Origin of the sequence: Lysinibacillus sp. NPDC058147 (assembly GCF_042884205.1) — a bacterium.
GTDB lineage: Bacteria > Bacillota > Bacilli > Bacillales_A > Planococcaceae > Lysinibacillus.
In genome coordinates this window covers 45,411-60,708 of the sequence record NZ_JBHVUJ010000013.1, presented here as the reverse complement: position 1 = coordinate 60,708, position 15,298 = coordinate 45,411, and the positions used below count along the sequence as shown (strand labels likewise).

Sequence of the window (15,298 nt, the reverse complement as noted above, 5' to 3'; positions counted from 1 at the left end):
ATCATTCACATTTTAGACACATTTTTTAGTACCGCTTTCATTCCCTTTTTAAAAACCTTTTCAGCAAACTATTACGAAAGCCGAAATATATCATGTAATAAAACATAACATGAATATTCAAAAAATTATTGCACTACTTTTCATAGCGTTTTAACATGTAAATTAAATTTACTCAAGGAGCTGATATTGATGAAAAAAATAGAAGCAATCATCCGTCCCGAAGTTTTCGGCGCTGTCAGAGACGGACTTGCACAGGAAGGTATCGCAGGGCTCAGTGTTACAGAAATCGCTGGCTGCGGTCGTCAATTAGGGCGTACAGGTTTATTTCGTGGAAATACCTACGAAGTTGAATTTTTACCGAAGTTGAAATTAGAAATGATTGTTGATGATGAAAAAGTAGATCCTATTGTTGAAGTTTTGTTATGTAAGGCAGCAACCGGTAAGGTCGGTGATGGTAAAATTTTCATTTACCCAGTAGAACAAGCGATTCGTATCCGCACAAAAGAAGTCGGATCAATTGCAGTAGAATAAGGGGGCGATATATATGGATGAAATAACATTATCTATAAATTTGGTTTGGGTAATGCTCGGTACAATTTTAGTCTTCTTTATGCATGCAGGATTTGCGATGGTTGAAGCTGGTTTTACACGCTCAAAAAACGCAGTCAATATTATAATGAAAAACTTCCTAACTATCTCACTTGGCGGTATTGTCTATTTTCTTTGTGGTTACGCTATTATGTTTGGTGATACAGCTGGCGGTATCTTCGGTACGAGTGGCTTTGCCTTAAATGGTGTAGACGATTTTTCCTTCTTTATTTTCCAAACGATGTTTGCAGCAACCGGAGCAACAATTTTATCAGGAGCAGTAGCAGAACGTACTAATATTTTTGCTTATATCGGCGTTATTATTCTCATGTCGTCACTTGTTTATCCTATTGTTGGTCATTGGGTTTGGAGTGACCAAGGGTGGTTAACAAATCTTGGTTTTATCGATTTTGCTGGATCTACCGTTGTTCATTTAACAGGTGCAGTTGCGGCATTTATAGCTGCGGTAATGGTCGGTCCACGTCTCGGTAAATATGAAAATGGTCGTGTTAACATTATTACAGGACATAGTATTCCATTAGGAGCGTTAGGCGTATTTTTACTTTGGTTTGGTTGGTTTGGCTTCAATGGCGCTTCAACATTAGCTGCTGACCCTAAACTTGTTCCTAGCGTAATCGCAAATACATTTTTCGCAGCTGCTGCAGGAGTTGTGGTTACTGCCCTTTATACGAATTTTCGATATGGCCATATCGATGGCTCACTAACATTAAACGGTGCTTTAGCAGGGCTTGTAAGTATTACCGCTGGTGCCGCTAATGTTAGTATTGCCGGTTCAATCATAATCGGATTAATGGCTGCTCCATTATTGGTCGAGGGCGTCCGCTTCATTGAATGGAAATTAAAAGTCGATGATCCTGTTGGCGCAATCGCTGTCCATGGTATCTGTGGTATTTGGGGTACTCTAGCAGTTGGTTTGTTTGATATTGATGGTCAAGGATTATTTTATGGAGGAGGTTTTGGACTATTAGGAGTGCAAGCCATAGGGGTTATCGCTACAATTGCCTGGGTTAGCATTTCAGTAGCAGCTGGTTTACTTATTATAAAAGCATTTGTGCCGTTACGTGTTTCTGCTGAAGAAGAAGTCACTGGCCTAGATGTCATCGAACATGGTGCTCCAGCTTATGAGTTTCAGGATATCTTCAAAGGCTCTGCAGTACGAGGAGAAACATTTGCCCATCGTTTAACTCATTTCGGTAAAACAACTAACAATGTCCACGAGGAACATGTATAGTGTTTAATAAATTTCGTCTTCCTTAATACAAAAAAACAAGAATCTGCAATCTTTTTGGCGAGCTGTTTCACCAAAGGTTTTGCAGATTCTTTTTATGCTCTCTCTAGTTCCAGTAAAAATTCTTTCATAGCTAGTCCACTACGAAAGCCCGTTAGCTTACCATCTTTTCCAATAACACGATGGCAAGGAATAATCGCCAATATTGGATTGGCACCAATTGCACTACCTACAGCTCTTACCGCTTTCGGATTACCAATGCGGTGTGCAATATCTGAGTACGTTGTCGTTGTACCATATGGTAGCTCCTTCAACGCGTCCCATACCGCTAGTTGAAACGGTGTCCCTTTGACATGTACTGGCACATCAAATTCAATAAGCTCTTTATTAAAATAAGCCGTTAATTGCTTAACATATTTCTGTAACTTTTCTTTATTCTCTTCAAAGTGATAGCCTTTAAATCGCTTTTTTGCCCACACTTCTACCTCTTCAAATGGTGCATTCGGTGTTCCGATATATACAAGACCTTCATCTGAAGCAACGATATACATACTACCTTGTGCATATGTTAATGTATCTACATATAATACATCCATTATCTATCCCCCTTAACTTAATTGTTACCCACTGCTTGTAAATAACTTTAGCTTCCCTTTGTTTCATGCTACAGTTATTTTACCTATTAGTATAAAGGAGTTTTAACTTTATGAATACTTCATATGAGCCTGCTATTCACTTTCAACAGGTCACCTTTGCATCGAATGACAAGATGATAATAAAATCGGTTACTGGTTCATTCCCAAAAGGAAAAATCACCACATTAGTTGGCCCTTCAGGTGCTGGCAAAACAACACTACTTAAATTGTGCAATGGACTATTATCCCCTACAGACGGTCTAATATTAATTGATAATCAAGACATTTCTACATACGAGCCAACCGCTTTAAGAAGGCATGTGAGCATGGCTCTTCAAGCGGCTCCTATGATAGAAGGAACTGTATTTGACAATCTTGCACTTCCTCGTTCGTTACAAGGAGAACAACTTACAGAGCAAGAAGCTATCCAATATTTACGAGATGTCGGTCTCGATCAAAGCTTTTTACAACGCCCAACGCATAAATTATCTGGTGGACAACGACAAAAAGTTTCTATAGCAAGAACACTTATTAATCAATCCTCCATTTTATTGCTAGATGAAATCACATCTGCACTAGACCGTCAATCTGTGCAGGAAATTGAGACACTTATTGCTACAATCAATAAAAAGTTCAATGTCACAATCATTTGGATCACTCATAATTTACAGCAAGCGCTGACAATCGGACACTACACTTGGGTCATGATGGACGGAGAACTAATTGAAACAGGAAAAAGCTCCTTACTTAACGCACCTAAAAATCCGCGTGTCGCTGAATTTGTACAGGGGGTGAATGCATGACGTATACTTCGCTTTCCTTAACGTTAATTTTTGTTTTAATTCCTCTTCTATTGTCAAAAACCTTAAAGCTAGGACTTGAAAAAGATACACTCATCGCTACTATTCGTTCTATTATTCAACTACTTGCCGTCGGTTACATTTTGAAGTTTGTCTTTGATGCTCAAAGCTATAGTTATATTTTCCTTATGATTGCTTTAATGATTATAGTAGCAACACTAAATGCTCGTAAAAAAGGAAAAGGTATTAAAGGTATTACATGGAAAATAGCGCTAACTCTCACTGTAGTAGAATTTGTTACGCAAGGCGTATTACTTGGTTTTCGTATTGTCCCCGCAACAGCGCAGTATATTATACCAATTAGCGGCATGATGATTGGTAATTCAATGGTATTATCGGTTCTATTTTTAAATCGTTTTACATCGGAAATTGCAAGTCATCAGAACAACATTGAGTTAATCTTATCGCTTGGCGGCACACCAAAACAGGCCATTCATCGACAACTAATGAATGCGATAAAAGCAAGTATGATTCCTACAATCGAAAGCCAAAAAACAATTGGTCTCGTTCAATTACCCGGTATGATGAGTGGCCAGATAATCGGCGGAGCAGACCCTATTCAAGCGGTTCAATTCCAGCTTTTAATTATTTTCGCCCTGCTCACAGCAGCGACATTATCGAGCATAATGATAGGTTTTTTAAGCTATCCTGCACTTTTTAATGAACGCATGCAACTACTTGAAGTGAAATAATTGTTATAGTAAAAACAATATTTATTTTCTAAATTATGTTATAATAAAGAAAAAAGAAATGCAGCGAGGAGAATGACCATGTTATTACGCGATTTTTTCATCCATTTATCTGAAAACCAACTATTAAATAGTACTGCAAAAAAATACGGACTAAAATTAGGAGCACAAAGTGTAGTAGCTGGTACAAATATTGAAGAAACAATTGCGAGCATTAAAGAGCTTAACGCACATAAAATCTCTTGCACAGTAGATAATTTAGGGGAATTTGTTTCAACTGAAGAAGAAGCAACAAAAGCTAAAGAACAAATCCTTGCTGTTATTGAGGCTATTCATGAAAACGGCGTTGATTCACATATTTCTCTAAAGCCATCGCAATTAGGTTTAGATATTGATGTTGATTTTTGCTACGATAATTTATATGAAATTGTAGAAAAAGCAGCCGCATATGATATATTCGTTAACTTTGATATGGAAGACTATGGTCGTTTACAAACATCATTCGATATGGTGGAAGAGCTATCCAAAACGTTTAATAATGTTGGTACTGTTATCCAGTCTTATTTTTACCGTGCTAAGGACGATATCGAAAAATTCAAGGACTATCGCCTTCGTATCGTAAAAGGTGCTTATAAAGAGCCTGTAGAGGTTGCTTTCCAAGATAAATTAGATATTGATTTAAATTTCATCGAGTTAATCGAATATCATTTACTACATGGTAAATTTACGTCCATCGCAACACATGACCATAATGTTATTGCACACGTAAAACGTTTTGTAGCTGACAATAATATTCCACTTGATAAATTCGAATTCCAAATGCTTTACGGCTTCCGTACAGATATGCAAAAAGAGCTTGCAAAAGAAGGCTATAACTTCTGTGTATATGTACCATTCGGCGAAGATTGGTACGGCTACTTTATGCGCCGTTTAGCGGAGCGTCCTCAAAATCTTAATCTTGTTACAAAGCAAGTATTTACGAAAAAAACGAACACAGTCCTTGCAGTAGCAGCAGGTGCATTCGTTCTTGGACGTTTAACAAAACGTAAAAAATAAGGTCATTATCTAACACAAAGAAGCCAGAAGCTTAGTTGAATAAGCTTCTGGCTTTAGTTGTAGATTTTCAAACTCTGTTTTTTCAAACACATGATATGTTACTAAGCTACTTATTTATTCCACCCTTTTTCCTTAAAGCGTGCAATAGCTTCAATACGATTCCCAACATTTAATTTTTCTAAAATAGTTGAGATATAGTTGCGAACAGTCCCTGCCGATAAAAACAATTCTGCAGCAATTTCTTTTGTCGTCTTCCCCTCTGCAACAAGTGTCAGGACTTGGCTCTCACGGTCAGTTAAAGGATTTTCGCTATCGTCCTCATAGACAAAATCAACGAGTTCAGGCGCATATATTCTTTTGCCATCCATAATCGTGCGAATGGCACTGACTAATTCTTCTATCGGACTATCCTTTAGGAGATAGCCACGAACACTAGCCTTTCTTGCACGCTCAAAATAACCCGGCCTTGCAAATGTCGTTAATATAATCACTTTACAATCCGAATCTATGCCATGCAGTTCCTCGGCAGCATCCAATCCAGTTTTCACTGGCATTTCAATATCCATAACACAAATGTCAGGCTGATGCTCTTCAACAAGCGCCAATGCTTCCTCACCATTTTTCGCTAAGCCGACGACCTCCATATCATCCTCCATACTAAGTAATGAGCGAAGTGCGCCTAATAGCATACCCTGATCTTCAGCAATTACAATTCGTATCATGTCACAATCCTCTTTTCTAAATGTTCTTCAGATTTTCTTTGACCTTCTGATGCGTAATCGCCACTGGAATAGACACTGTTAATGTAGTGCCCTCTTCACTTTCGATTTTAAAAGAACCGTTTATAAATTCTAATCGTTCTCGCATTCCCTTTAATCCATTACCCGTTTTCCAAGCTTGCTTTTTGGTGATTCCTTGCCCATTATCACGAACAACTAAATATACTTCCTTAAAATTTTGATGAAAGGCAATTTCACATTTTGTAGCACCACTATGCTTAACGACATTATTAACTGCCTCTTTTAAGCACATAGATAATACATTTTCTACAAGTGGTGGAACTTGTAATGTATCTTTATCACCATCAAATACAAACTCCATTTCAGCGGCCTTTAATATTTGAGAAATACGCATAAGTTCGTCTTCAAACCTAGCTGTTCGCATATCCGATACTAATTCACGTACCTCTTTTAATGCGATACTCGCCGTTTGACGAATATCCTTAATCTCTGTTAGAGCTTGCTGTGGATCACGTTCAATTAATCTTGAAGCTAAGTCACTTTTTAAGCCTATCATCGATAACTTTTGACCGAGTGTATCATGTAAATCCCGAGCAATACGTTGGCGTTCCTCAAAAACAATTAGCTCAGCTATTCGTTCATTAGCAGTTTCAAGCTGTCCCTCTAAATTTTCGCGTTTAGTTTTTGAATAAATCGTTAGCGGTAGAAGCACAACTGCTAGAATCGTTAAAACAACAAATGGTAATTGTGATAAAAATAATTGTAGCTCAACGAAGAAACCAACACCTGTAGAAATAACCGTAAATCCAATATGTAATCCATACATAATGTAGAAGCCAACAGGTTTACGAATATTTCCAATGAAGAAAGCTGTGAAAATTGATAAATACACATAGCCATACAATATGGTCATAACGATATTAATAACCATTTCAAAACTAATCCACATATATACAAGACCGTTTTTCGAATTCATGGAAAACCGATAGAAAATAAAATATAGCATTAAAAATGTAATACCTATTGATATTTCTATATAAGATGATTTTCTAAAAATGAAGAAAAACGGTAGAAAACAGAAAATAATCCATAAATATACACTGAGCATTGGACTATTCGGAATAATACTGTGCCATTTCCTCAACATAATCTCACGCTCTTTCCTACTTTTCCCTTATTATAACAAGAAAATTAATTTTATGCCTGCACACAGTTTTTACCGTGAACTGCTGTACAATTGCCTCATCCACAATATATGATTGACGGAAAACAGCCATCTCATAGAAGAGATGGCTGAAAAAATTTTTTACTAAGCAGCTAAACTGCCTTTTGCTTTTCGTTTAATTATTTCATAAACGTCTTTAAAAGTGACAAACTTACCTTGATCTTCATCATATAACTTATAGCGTAATGATTCTAAGCTTGTACGTAACGTAATCGTCGTTGCATTGTGTAATGGCGGTATTTCATTATGCGCCTTTTCAAGATTATAGTTTGGTACACGTGGAGCTAAATGATGTACATGGTGGAAGCCGATATTGCCTGTAGCCCATTGTAATAACTTTGGTAATTTATAATATGAGCTACCTTCGACAGCAGCCTTTACATAATCCCATTCTTTATCATGCTCAAAATAAGAATCCTCGTACGTATGTTGGATATAGAATAACCAAATACCAAGAGAACCAGCAATAAATAATGTTACACCCTGTACTAATAAAAATGCTTGCCAACCCATAAAGTAAACTAAAGATATACAAATTCCAGCAATAACGACATTCGTTAAATATGTGTTAAAGCGTTCCTTTTGTTTTGCGTCCTTACGATTAAAACGGTTTAATATTAACACCATAAATAATGGTCCTAAACCGAACATCACAAACGGATTACGGTAAAAACGATACCATAAACGTTGTCCTTTAGATGCTTGTAAAAATTCTTCTACTGTCATCATATCAATATCACCGATACCACGCTTGTCTAAGTTCGAGCTAGTTGCGTGGTGAATTGTATGTTCACGCTTCCATTTTTCATATGGGAATGATGTTAACACCCCAGTTACAAAACCAACCCAGTCGTTTGCTTTTTTACTTTTGAAAAATGAACCGTGTGTACAATCATGGAAAATAATAAATGTTCGTACGACAAAGCCAGCAGAAATTACACTTAAGCCAACTGTTAACCATGGTGAAATATCCAGTAACATATAACCCGCTACCCATAGAGCGATTAAAGGTACAATCGTATTCACCATTTGAAAAATACTTTTAGCTGTATCAGATTTCGCAAATGGTGCTACATCCTGGCGCAGTCTTTTTGTTTTTTCTTTATCTGTTGCCTTCATTTTTACTCCCTCGTTTCCTTTTCCTTATGACCTCATCATAAAACAAGAGTATAATCAAGCAACAGAAGCAAACATCACAAAAAGGATATGACATTTGTCATATCCTTTCAGATTGTGTTCAAAAGAATACATATAAAAAATGTGTATCAATAAACAAAGGTTGATTTTCACTCCGAGTTGGCGCTTTCCGCGGGCTTGGCTTCAATCTCCTCGTCACTGCGTTCCTGCGGGGCTTTCAGCGCAAGCTCATCCCGCAGGAGTCGCCACTCTACGTGAAAATCAGCATCTCCTCAACATTAGTAAAAGTAGAAACGCTAAATCAAAAGAATATAGCTATAATTAAAATATCATAAAGATCCAGCATAATAGATATATTTGATAATTTTTATCCAAGGAAAGCCTCACTATGGACCTCACAAAATGCTGATTGAGTCTCACAATTAAACTTACTTTACAGCTTTATGCAAACAAAATAGAGTTTTTCTTCAGCCTGAAAAGATATGACATTTCATGCCTTTTCTATGCTTTTGGTCCAGCTAGCTGTAGCTGATAAAATACAAGATCTAGCCATTGTTCAAATTTATAGCCTGCATTTTTAATTGTACCTGCATATTCAAAGCCTAGTTTTTCATGTACTTTAATGCTTCCGATGTTTTCACCATCAATGCCCGCTACGAGTGTCTTCACACCTTGCTCTTTAGCAATTCTAATAAGCTCATGCATTAATTGTGACGCTATCCCCTTTTGATAATGATCCTTATGCACATATACAGAGTGCTCCATTGTGTACTTATAACCTGGATATGGACGGAACTGACTATATGTTGCAAAGCCGGCTACATTGCCATTTTCATCAAAGACTAGCAGTGGATTACCGATCGTTTGTTGTTCCTTGAACCATTGTCTTTTTTCTTCTAACGATTGTGTTTCATATCGATAAACGGCTTTGCTCGTTAAAATAATATCATTGTAAATATCTAAAACCTCAGGTAAATCTTTTTCTTCCATGAATCGAATCATCATGCTCACGTCCTAACGCATAATTGCTACTATTACATAAAATTTCACTACTTTTTCAAGCACTACACATTAAAATATCGAGCATCCGGGTGTGCAAAGACGATTGCTGAAACAGAAGCTTCTGGTTCCATCATAAAGCCTTCCGTTAAATGCACACCAATGTCCTCTGGTTTTAATAAGCCAAACAATTTCTCTTGATCCTCTAAGTTCGGACATGCTGGATAGCCGAATGAAAAGCGCTGTCCTTGATATTTTGCCGCGAAACGATCACGCATCGTAAATTCTGTAGCATCTGGGAAGCCCCACTGGTCACGAATTTCTTGGTGCATACGTTCCGCAAAGCCTTCCGCAAGCTCAAGGGCTGTAGATTGTAATGTATGACTTTCAAGGAATTTCCCATCCTCTTTTAGCTGACGAGACTTCGCCATAACTCCTTGTCCTGCCGTTACCACCATTAAGGCAATATAGTCCATTTCACCGCTTTCAACTGTTTTTAGGAAATCTGCAAGACATAAAAACGGTTCAACTTGCTGACGCGGGAAGGTAAATCGTTCAATTTCTGTTTTGCTATCTGTTGGATCATAAACGACTACATCATCCCCATCTGCTTGTGCAGGGAAAAACTGATACATACCTGATGGTTTCAATAAGTCACTTTGTAAATAATCGTCGACTAAATCTTTTAACTCCGTTGCTCTTGCATTGCCAGCATCAAGTAATTGCTGTACTTGACCCTTTAAACCTAGGTGATGTCCCAGTAATGTCCGCATATTAACATATGGATATAAATGCGAAACAGCATATTCTCTCTTTACATGGCGTCGCAAATCAGCTGGAAGAAAGACAGATGCTTCCTTTACCGTGCGTGCAGGCTTTACAGTTACTTCTATTACAGGGCGGGCCGCTCTTTTTTCGTCTGCCTCTAAGCGTTTTTTGCGAGATTCCTCAATTTCAATTAAGAAATCCGCACGTGTATCTGTCCCCATTAACCGATTTACCTGCTCTAATCCTTGCATCGCATCCTTTGAATAAATGACAGGCCCATTATACTCGCTGGCGATTTTTGTTTCAGTAAAGCGACGAGATAATGCCGCCCCCCCTACTAAAATAGGTACGTCAATACCCGCTTCCTTGAAATCCTGAGCTGTAATAACCATTTGCTGTGCTGATTTTACAAGTAAGCCTGAAAGCCCAATGAAATCTGGCTTCTCCTTGCGAATCGCTTCTATTAATTGGGCAGGTGTTACTTTAATACCCAGATCAATCACTTTATAGCCATTATTACTTAAAATAATATCAACAAGGTTTTTCCCAATATCATGCACATCGCCTTTTACAGTAGCAAGTACCATTTTCCCCTTGCCAGCACTCTCTTCATCTTTCTCCATAAATTGCTCTAAATGTGCTACTGCTGCTTTCATAACCCCTGCTGATTGTAATACTTCTGCTACGATCAGCTGATTATCGTTAAATAAGCGGCCAACCTCTGCCATTCCATCCATTAAAGGTCCATTAATAATATCAAGCGGTGTTTCGAAAATTTCACGAGCAGCATCTAGATCTTCAATAAGCCCTTCCTTCGTACCTTCTAAAATATAGTAAGCTAAGCGACCTTCTACTGTTTTCGGAATATCTGCCTCTGTTTTTTCCTTCTTTTTATCACGATAGAAATCCGTGAAGACAGCTAATGTTTCATCATTTGTATTAAAGAGTAAATCATTCGCTAGCTTAATTTCCTCCTCAGGAATGGATGCATAACGTTCTAACTTCTCTGTATTAACAATTGCATAATCTAAACCAGCTTGTGTACAGTGATATAAATATACGGCATTCAATACTTCACGACCTACCGGTGGTAATCCGAATGAAATATTACTTACACCAAGCACCGTTAATGTACGTGGCATTTTTTCTTTAATAAGGCGAATTCCTTCCACCGTTTCAAGTGCCGAACCAATATATTGCTCATCTCCTGTACCTACTGGGAACATTAAAGGGTCAAAAATAATATCTTCAGGTGCAATACCCCATTTTTCTGTTAACAATTTATATGAACGCTCAGCAATCTCTAGCTTGCGTTGTCGATCAACCGCCATGCCCTGCTCATCGATTGTACCAACAACTAAAGAAGCTCCATATTTTTTTACTAGTGGTAAAACAGCGTCAAAACGCTCCTCTCCATCTTCTAAGTTAATAGAATTAATGATGGCTTTCCCTTGAGAAAACTTAAGTGCTTCCTCAATTACTTTTTCATCTGTCGAGTCAATAACAAGAGGTACTTTTACTTTTTTTACAACCTCCTGCATAAAGCCACGCATATCCGCCAGTTCATCGCGGTCTGGATTTGCCAAACAAATATCGATAACATGTGCTCCATTTTTTACCTGGGCACGGGCTATTTCTGCTGCTTCCTCAAACTTCCCATCAATAATTAAATTTTTAAACTTACGAGAGCCGATAACATTTGTCCGTTCTCCAATAAATAATGGACGCATAGAATCGTCATACACTAAGGGCTCTATACCAGATACTACATGACCATGTGTCGCATCTGGTAATTGCCGAGGCTTTTCGTCCTTTAGCACCTCCCGAATAGCCTCGATATGTGCTGGAGTAGTACCACAGCAACCTCCGACAATATTTAGCCAGCCCTTCTCTGCAAAGCCTTTTAGCTTCTGTGACAGTGATTCAGGTGACTCATGATAGCAACCTTCCTCGTCAGGCAAGCCTGCATTCGGATAACAGCTAATATAGCCTGTTGAAAGCTCTGCTAGTGAACGAATATGATCAGTCATAAACTCTGGTCCAGTCGCACAGTTTAAGCCCACTGACAATGGCTTAATATGCTCGATAGAAATGTAAAAAGCATCAATTGTTTGGCCGGCCAATGTTGTTCCCATCGGTTCAATTGTTCCCGATATCATCACCGGTAGCACTTTTCCAGTTGCCTCAAATGCACGAGATACACCCAATGTCCCTGCCTTAACATTGAGCATATCCTGACTAGTTTCTAACAATAGGACGTCCGATCCAGCTTCGATTAATGCCTTTGCCTGAACATAAAAGTTTTCCTCTAACTCATCAAATGTAATACCACCTGTAACCGACAAGGTTTTCGTAGTTGGTCCCATAGCCCCCGCTACAAAACGAGGCCAATCGGATGTTGAAAACTCATCTACTGCTTTTCGTGCAATTTCTACAGCACGTTTATTGATTTCTTCTGCCTTCGTACCAAGATCATATTCATTTAATACAAGTGGTGTACCTCCAAATGTATTTGTACAAATAATATCTGCTCCAGCCTCTAAATATTTTCTATGAACCTTTTCAAGCACATCTGGTCTAGTTAGCACGAGATTTTCATTACAGCCATCATATTCCTCGCCGCCAAAATCCTCTGCCGATAAATTTTCATTTTGTAGCATTGTACCCATTGCGCCATCAAGAATTAAAATTCGTTTCTCTAGTTGCTCTTCAATCAAATGCTTAGCCATTTATACTTACCCCTTTTTTCTGTTCATCCAATTGCCCAATATATTTCATTAATTCTAGTGTCATATCGTAGCGTAAAAATGGTGTGATGAGGTAAATTCCATTGAAATATTCCGCTGCTACTTCTACTAATTCCTTGGCAATTGCAATTCCTTCTAGTGTTGCGCGTTCCTTATCATCACCACAAGCCTTCATACGGACTAACGCTTCATCCGATAGTTTGATACCTGGTACTTCATGATGTAAGAACTCCGCACTTTTATAGCTCGTTACTGGCATAATACCTATATAAATTGGTGTTTCTAAATGCTTTGTCGCCTCGTAAATTTCCACGATTTTTTCCTTTGTATAAACAGGCTGTGAAATAAAATAATCTGCCCCATGTTCAATTTTCTTTTCTAATCGAGAGACAGCTCGATCTAGTACACGTACATTAGGGTTAAATGCAGCCGCTACAGAGAAATTCGCCTTTTTGCGAAGTGGTTTCCCTGAAAACGATACACCTTCATTTAACTGTTTTATTAATTGGATTAACTCCATCGAAGAGACGTCATAAACGCTAGTAGCCCCCGGGAAATCGCCTACCTTTGTCGGATCTCCAGTAACTGCTAAAATATCATGAATCCCTAGTGCATTTAATCCCATTAAATGTGATTGAAGACCAATTAAATTACGATCTCGGCATGTTATATGTGTCAACGGGCGTACCCCGTGCGTTTCTTTCAGTAAGGCACCCATTGCGACATTACTAATCCTTGGAGAAGCGAGTGAATTATCTGCCATCATGACTACATCCGCGCCAGCCTCATATATTTTTTTTGCACCTTCAATAAAGTTTTCAATTTCTAAATGTCTTGGTGTATCTAACTCCACTATTACGGAGCGTTCACGTTTTACTTTTTCATGTAATGGCTCATAATTTGCTGGCTCTGCCTCACGGACAATCTCTACTTTTTCTGGTTTTGCATACTTTTCCTCGACTGGGGATAGCTCCTCTAAGTACTTTTTCGCCGCAGCAATATGCTTTGGTGTCGTACCACAGCAGCCACCAATTAAACGTACCCCCTGATCACGCAGCTCTACAGCTGCTCGACCAAAATAATCTGCCTCCGACTCATAAACGACACGGCCATCCTCCAAATCAAGGAGAGATGCGTTCGGATATGCTGACATAAATGCCTTATTAGGAAGCTCTACTCCTTCGAATGCTTGTATAGTATGGTGAGGACCTAAGCGACAGTTAACACCTACGATATCAGCGCCTAGCGATTCAAGTTTATGTAAGGCGTTATTTAAACTCATTCCATTTTGCAAAATTCCAGGTTCGTGCATAGAAACTTGAGCAATAATCGGTAATTTCGTTTTACCTCGTAACATTGTTAAAGTCGCTGTTAGCTCTTCAAAATCATAATAAGTTTCAAGTAAAAGGCCATCTGGATTTCCTGCAAGTAAAACTGTTGCCTGTTCATCAACTGTTGCTAAAATTTCCTCTAACGTTGCGTCACTTTTACGAATACCACGGATTCCCCCAATAGTACCTAAGACAAATTGTCCGCCATCTGCTGCTGCTCGTTTTGCAATCGTTATAGCGGCTTCATTAAACTGCTGTACACGAGATTCTAATCCATAGCGAGCTAATTTTATGGCATTAGCTCCGTAAGTATTCGTCTGAATAATATCGGCACCAGCTGCTATATATTCTCTATGAATCTTTTCAATTAATTCCGGTCTTTGTACATTCATTTCCTCATGGCAGTACTCCAAGCCATAGCCGTATAAAACCGTACCTATTGCACCATCTGCTGTAAGAACATGCGTTTTTAACCTTTCAAGCAATCCCATAAAACTAGCCTCTCTTCCTTTATCTTTATCAATTATGCCTCGGCATAATTGCGTCCGGAATCGGCTTTGTGCTTAGGCCTGCGTGATGCAGGTCAGTTAGCCGTTATCGCATGGATGCGATGATTTTAAGCTAACATCCTCTAAGCACTCCTTTCCGATTACGTGACATCCGCCGGAGGCTTTAGGCCAACACGAAGTTGGTCACTCGGTCGTAGCCTCAGGACGTGGCGATCTTAGACTGAGTTCCTCTATTCAGCAGATATATGGATACCCGCTGAAAAGCAACTTAAATCCGCATTCATCTCACCACCTATATAGGTGGGAGACTTCTGTAGCTGGCGCTTCGCTTTCGCTACATAAAACATTCGCTGAAAGAAGTTAAATAAAAAAGCCTTCTTTTATAAAAAAAGAAGGCTTTTACGTCGTTTCGTAATTGTTTTTCCTTCTCATCTTCGACACAACGGTCTTCTGGATTTAGCACCTGACAATAAGTTGGTTGCTGAAGCTTCATAGGGCCAGTCCCTCAGCTTCTCTTGATAAGAATTTAGTATGAATTTTTTAAATAATTAAAAGAATCATATCCTTTACGAACGATTGAGTCAAGACTATTTCACATAACTAAGGATAATTTTACGAAAAATATTATATTTTAACTTCATTCAGCAGATGTCTTTTTGTACCGAAAGCGTAGCGACAGGTACAAATGTTTTATGTAGCGTAAGCGAAGCGACAGCAACCACAACACACGACTGAGTGACCAACATCATGTTGTTGCTGTTGCTA

At 38.5% G+C, this 15,298-nt stretch carries 12 protein-coding genes and 1 riboswitch; of the genes, 5 read left to right on the top strand and 7 right to left on the bottom strand.

The window, feature by feature from the left end; genetic code table 11:
- Nucleotides 1-189 precede the first annotated feature (189 nt).
- Both ACFVT8_RS22980 and ACFVT8_RS22975 read left to right on the top strand, forming a co-directional pair.
- On the top strand, nt 190-531 hold the full coding sequence (locus ACFVT8_RS22980; protein WP_387085895.1) for a P-II family nitrogen regulator: 342 nt from the start codon (nt 190-192) through the stop codon (nt 529-531).
- Nucleotides 532-544: 13 nt separating this feature from the next.
- Nucleotides 545-1,840: an ammonium transporter gene (locus tag ACFVT8_RS22975; RefSeq protein WP_387085892.1), complete on the top strand. Its 1,296-nt coding sequence runs from the start codon at nt 545-547 to the stop codon at nt 1,838-1,840.
- A 92-nt stretch (nt 1,841-1,932) separates the two neighbouring features.
- Here ACFVT8_RS22975 and ACFVT8_RS22970 read toward each other — a convergent pair whose 3' ends face one another.
- Nucleotides 1,933-2,433, bottom strand: a complete 501-nt coding sequence (locus tag ACFVT8_RS22970; protein ID WP_387085889.1) for a methylated-DNA--[protein]-cysteine S-methyltransferase — start codon at nt 2,431-2,433, stop codon at nt 1,933-1,935.
- Between the two features lie 110 nt (nt 2,434-2,543).
- Here ACFVT8_RS22970 and ACFVT8_RS22965 point away from each other — a divergent pair, with 110 nt between their 5' ends.
- The 3 genes from ACFVT8_RS22965 (at nt 2,544) to ACFVT8_RS22955 (ending at nt 5,077) form a co-directional block, all read left to right on the top strand.
- Nucleotides 2,544-3,275 (top strand): ABC transporter ATP-binding protein, encoded by a 732-nt coding sequence (locus ACFVT8_RS22965; protein ID WP_387085886.1) that lies wholly within the window; start codon nt 2,544-2,546, stop codon nt 3,273-3,275.
- Entirely contained in the window at nt 3,272-4,024 is a 753-nt protein-coding gene (locus ACFVT8_RS22960; RefSeq protein ID WP_387085883.1) for an ABC transporter permease, read from the top strand. Before ACFVT8_RS22965 ends, ACFVT8_RS22960 begins: the two co-directional genes overlap by 4 nt.
- Nucleotides 4,025-4,102: 78 nt before the next feature.
- The gene (locus tag ACFVT8_RS22955; protein WP_387085881.1) at nt 4,103-5,077 is read left to right on the top strand and encodes a proline dehydrogenase family protein; all 975 of its coding nucleotides are present in this window, start codon (nt 4,103-4,105) and stop codon (nt 5,075-5,077) included.
- A 110-nt stretch (nt 5,078-5,187) separates the two neighbouring features.
- Here ACFVT8_RS22955 and ACFVT8_RS22950 read toward each other — a convergent pair whose 3' ends face one another.
- The 6 genes from ACFVT8_RS22950 to ACFVT8_RS22925 all read right to left on the bottom strand — a co-directional run bounded on the left by ACFVT8_RS22950 (nt 5,188) and on the right by ACFVT8_RS22925 (nt 14,515).
- Nucleotides 5,188-5,799 (bottom strand): response regulator, encoded by a 612-nt coding sequence (locus tag ACFVT8_RS22950; RefSeq protein WP_387085878.1) that lies wholly within the window; start codon nt 5,797-5,799, stop codon nt 5,188-5,190.
- Between the two features lie 16 nt (nt 5,800-5,815).
- Nucleotides 5,816-6,964, bottom strand: coding sequence for a sensor histidine kinase (locus ACFVT8_RS22945; RefSeq protein WP_483869509.1), 1,149 nt, complete (start codon nt 6,962-6,964; stop codon nt 5,816-5,818).
- A gap of 162 nt (nt 6,965-7,126) precedes the next feature.
- Nucleotides 7,127-8,161 (bottom strand): Delta(5) desaturase DesA, encoded by a 1,035-nt coding sequence (gene desA, locus ACFVT8_RS22940; protein ID WP_387085875.1) that lies wholly within the window; start codon nt 8,159-8,161, stop codon nt 7,127-7,129.
- Between the two features lie 519 nt (nt 8,162-8,680).
- Nucleotides 8,681-9,181, bottom strand: a complete 501-nt coding sequence (locus tag ACFVT8_RS22935; RefSeq protein ID WP_387085957.1) for a GNAT family N-acetyltransferase — start codon at nt 9,179-9,181, stop codon at nt 8,681-8,683.
- 62 nt (nt 9,182-9,243) lie between these two features.
- On the bottom strand, nt 9,244-12,675 hold the full coding sequence (gene metH / locus ACFVT8_RS22930) for a methionine synthase (protein ID WP_387085872.1): 3,432 nt from the start codon (nt 12,673-12,675) through the stop codon (nt 9,244-9,246).
- Nucleotides 12,668-14,515, bottom strand: coding sequence for a bifunctional homocysteine S-methyltransferase/methylenetetrahydrofolate reductase (locus ACFVT8_RS22925; RefSeq protein ID WP_387085869.1), 1,848 nt, complete (start codon nt 14,513-14,515; stop codon nt 12,668-12,670). The genes metH and ACFVT8_RS22925 overlap by 8 nt, the downstream gene beginning before the upstream one ends.
- Before the next feature lie 443 nt (nt 14,516-14,958).
- Nucleotides 14,959-15,058, bottom strand: a riboswitch (SAM riboswitch).
- Nucleotides 15,059-15,298: the final 240 nt, after the last annotated feature.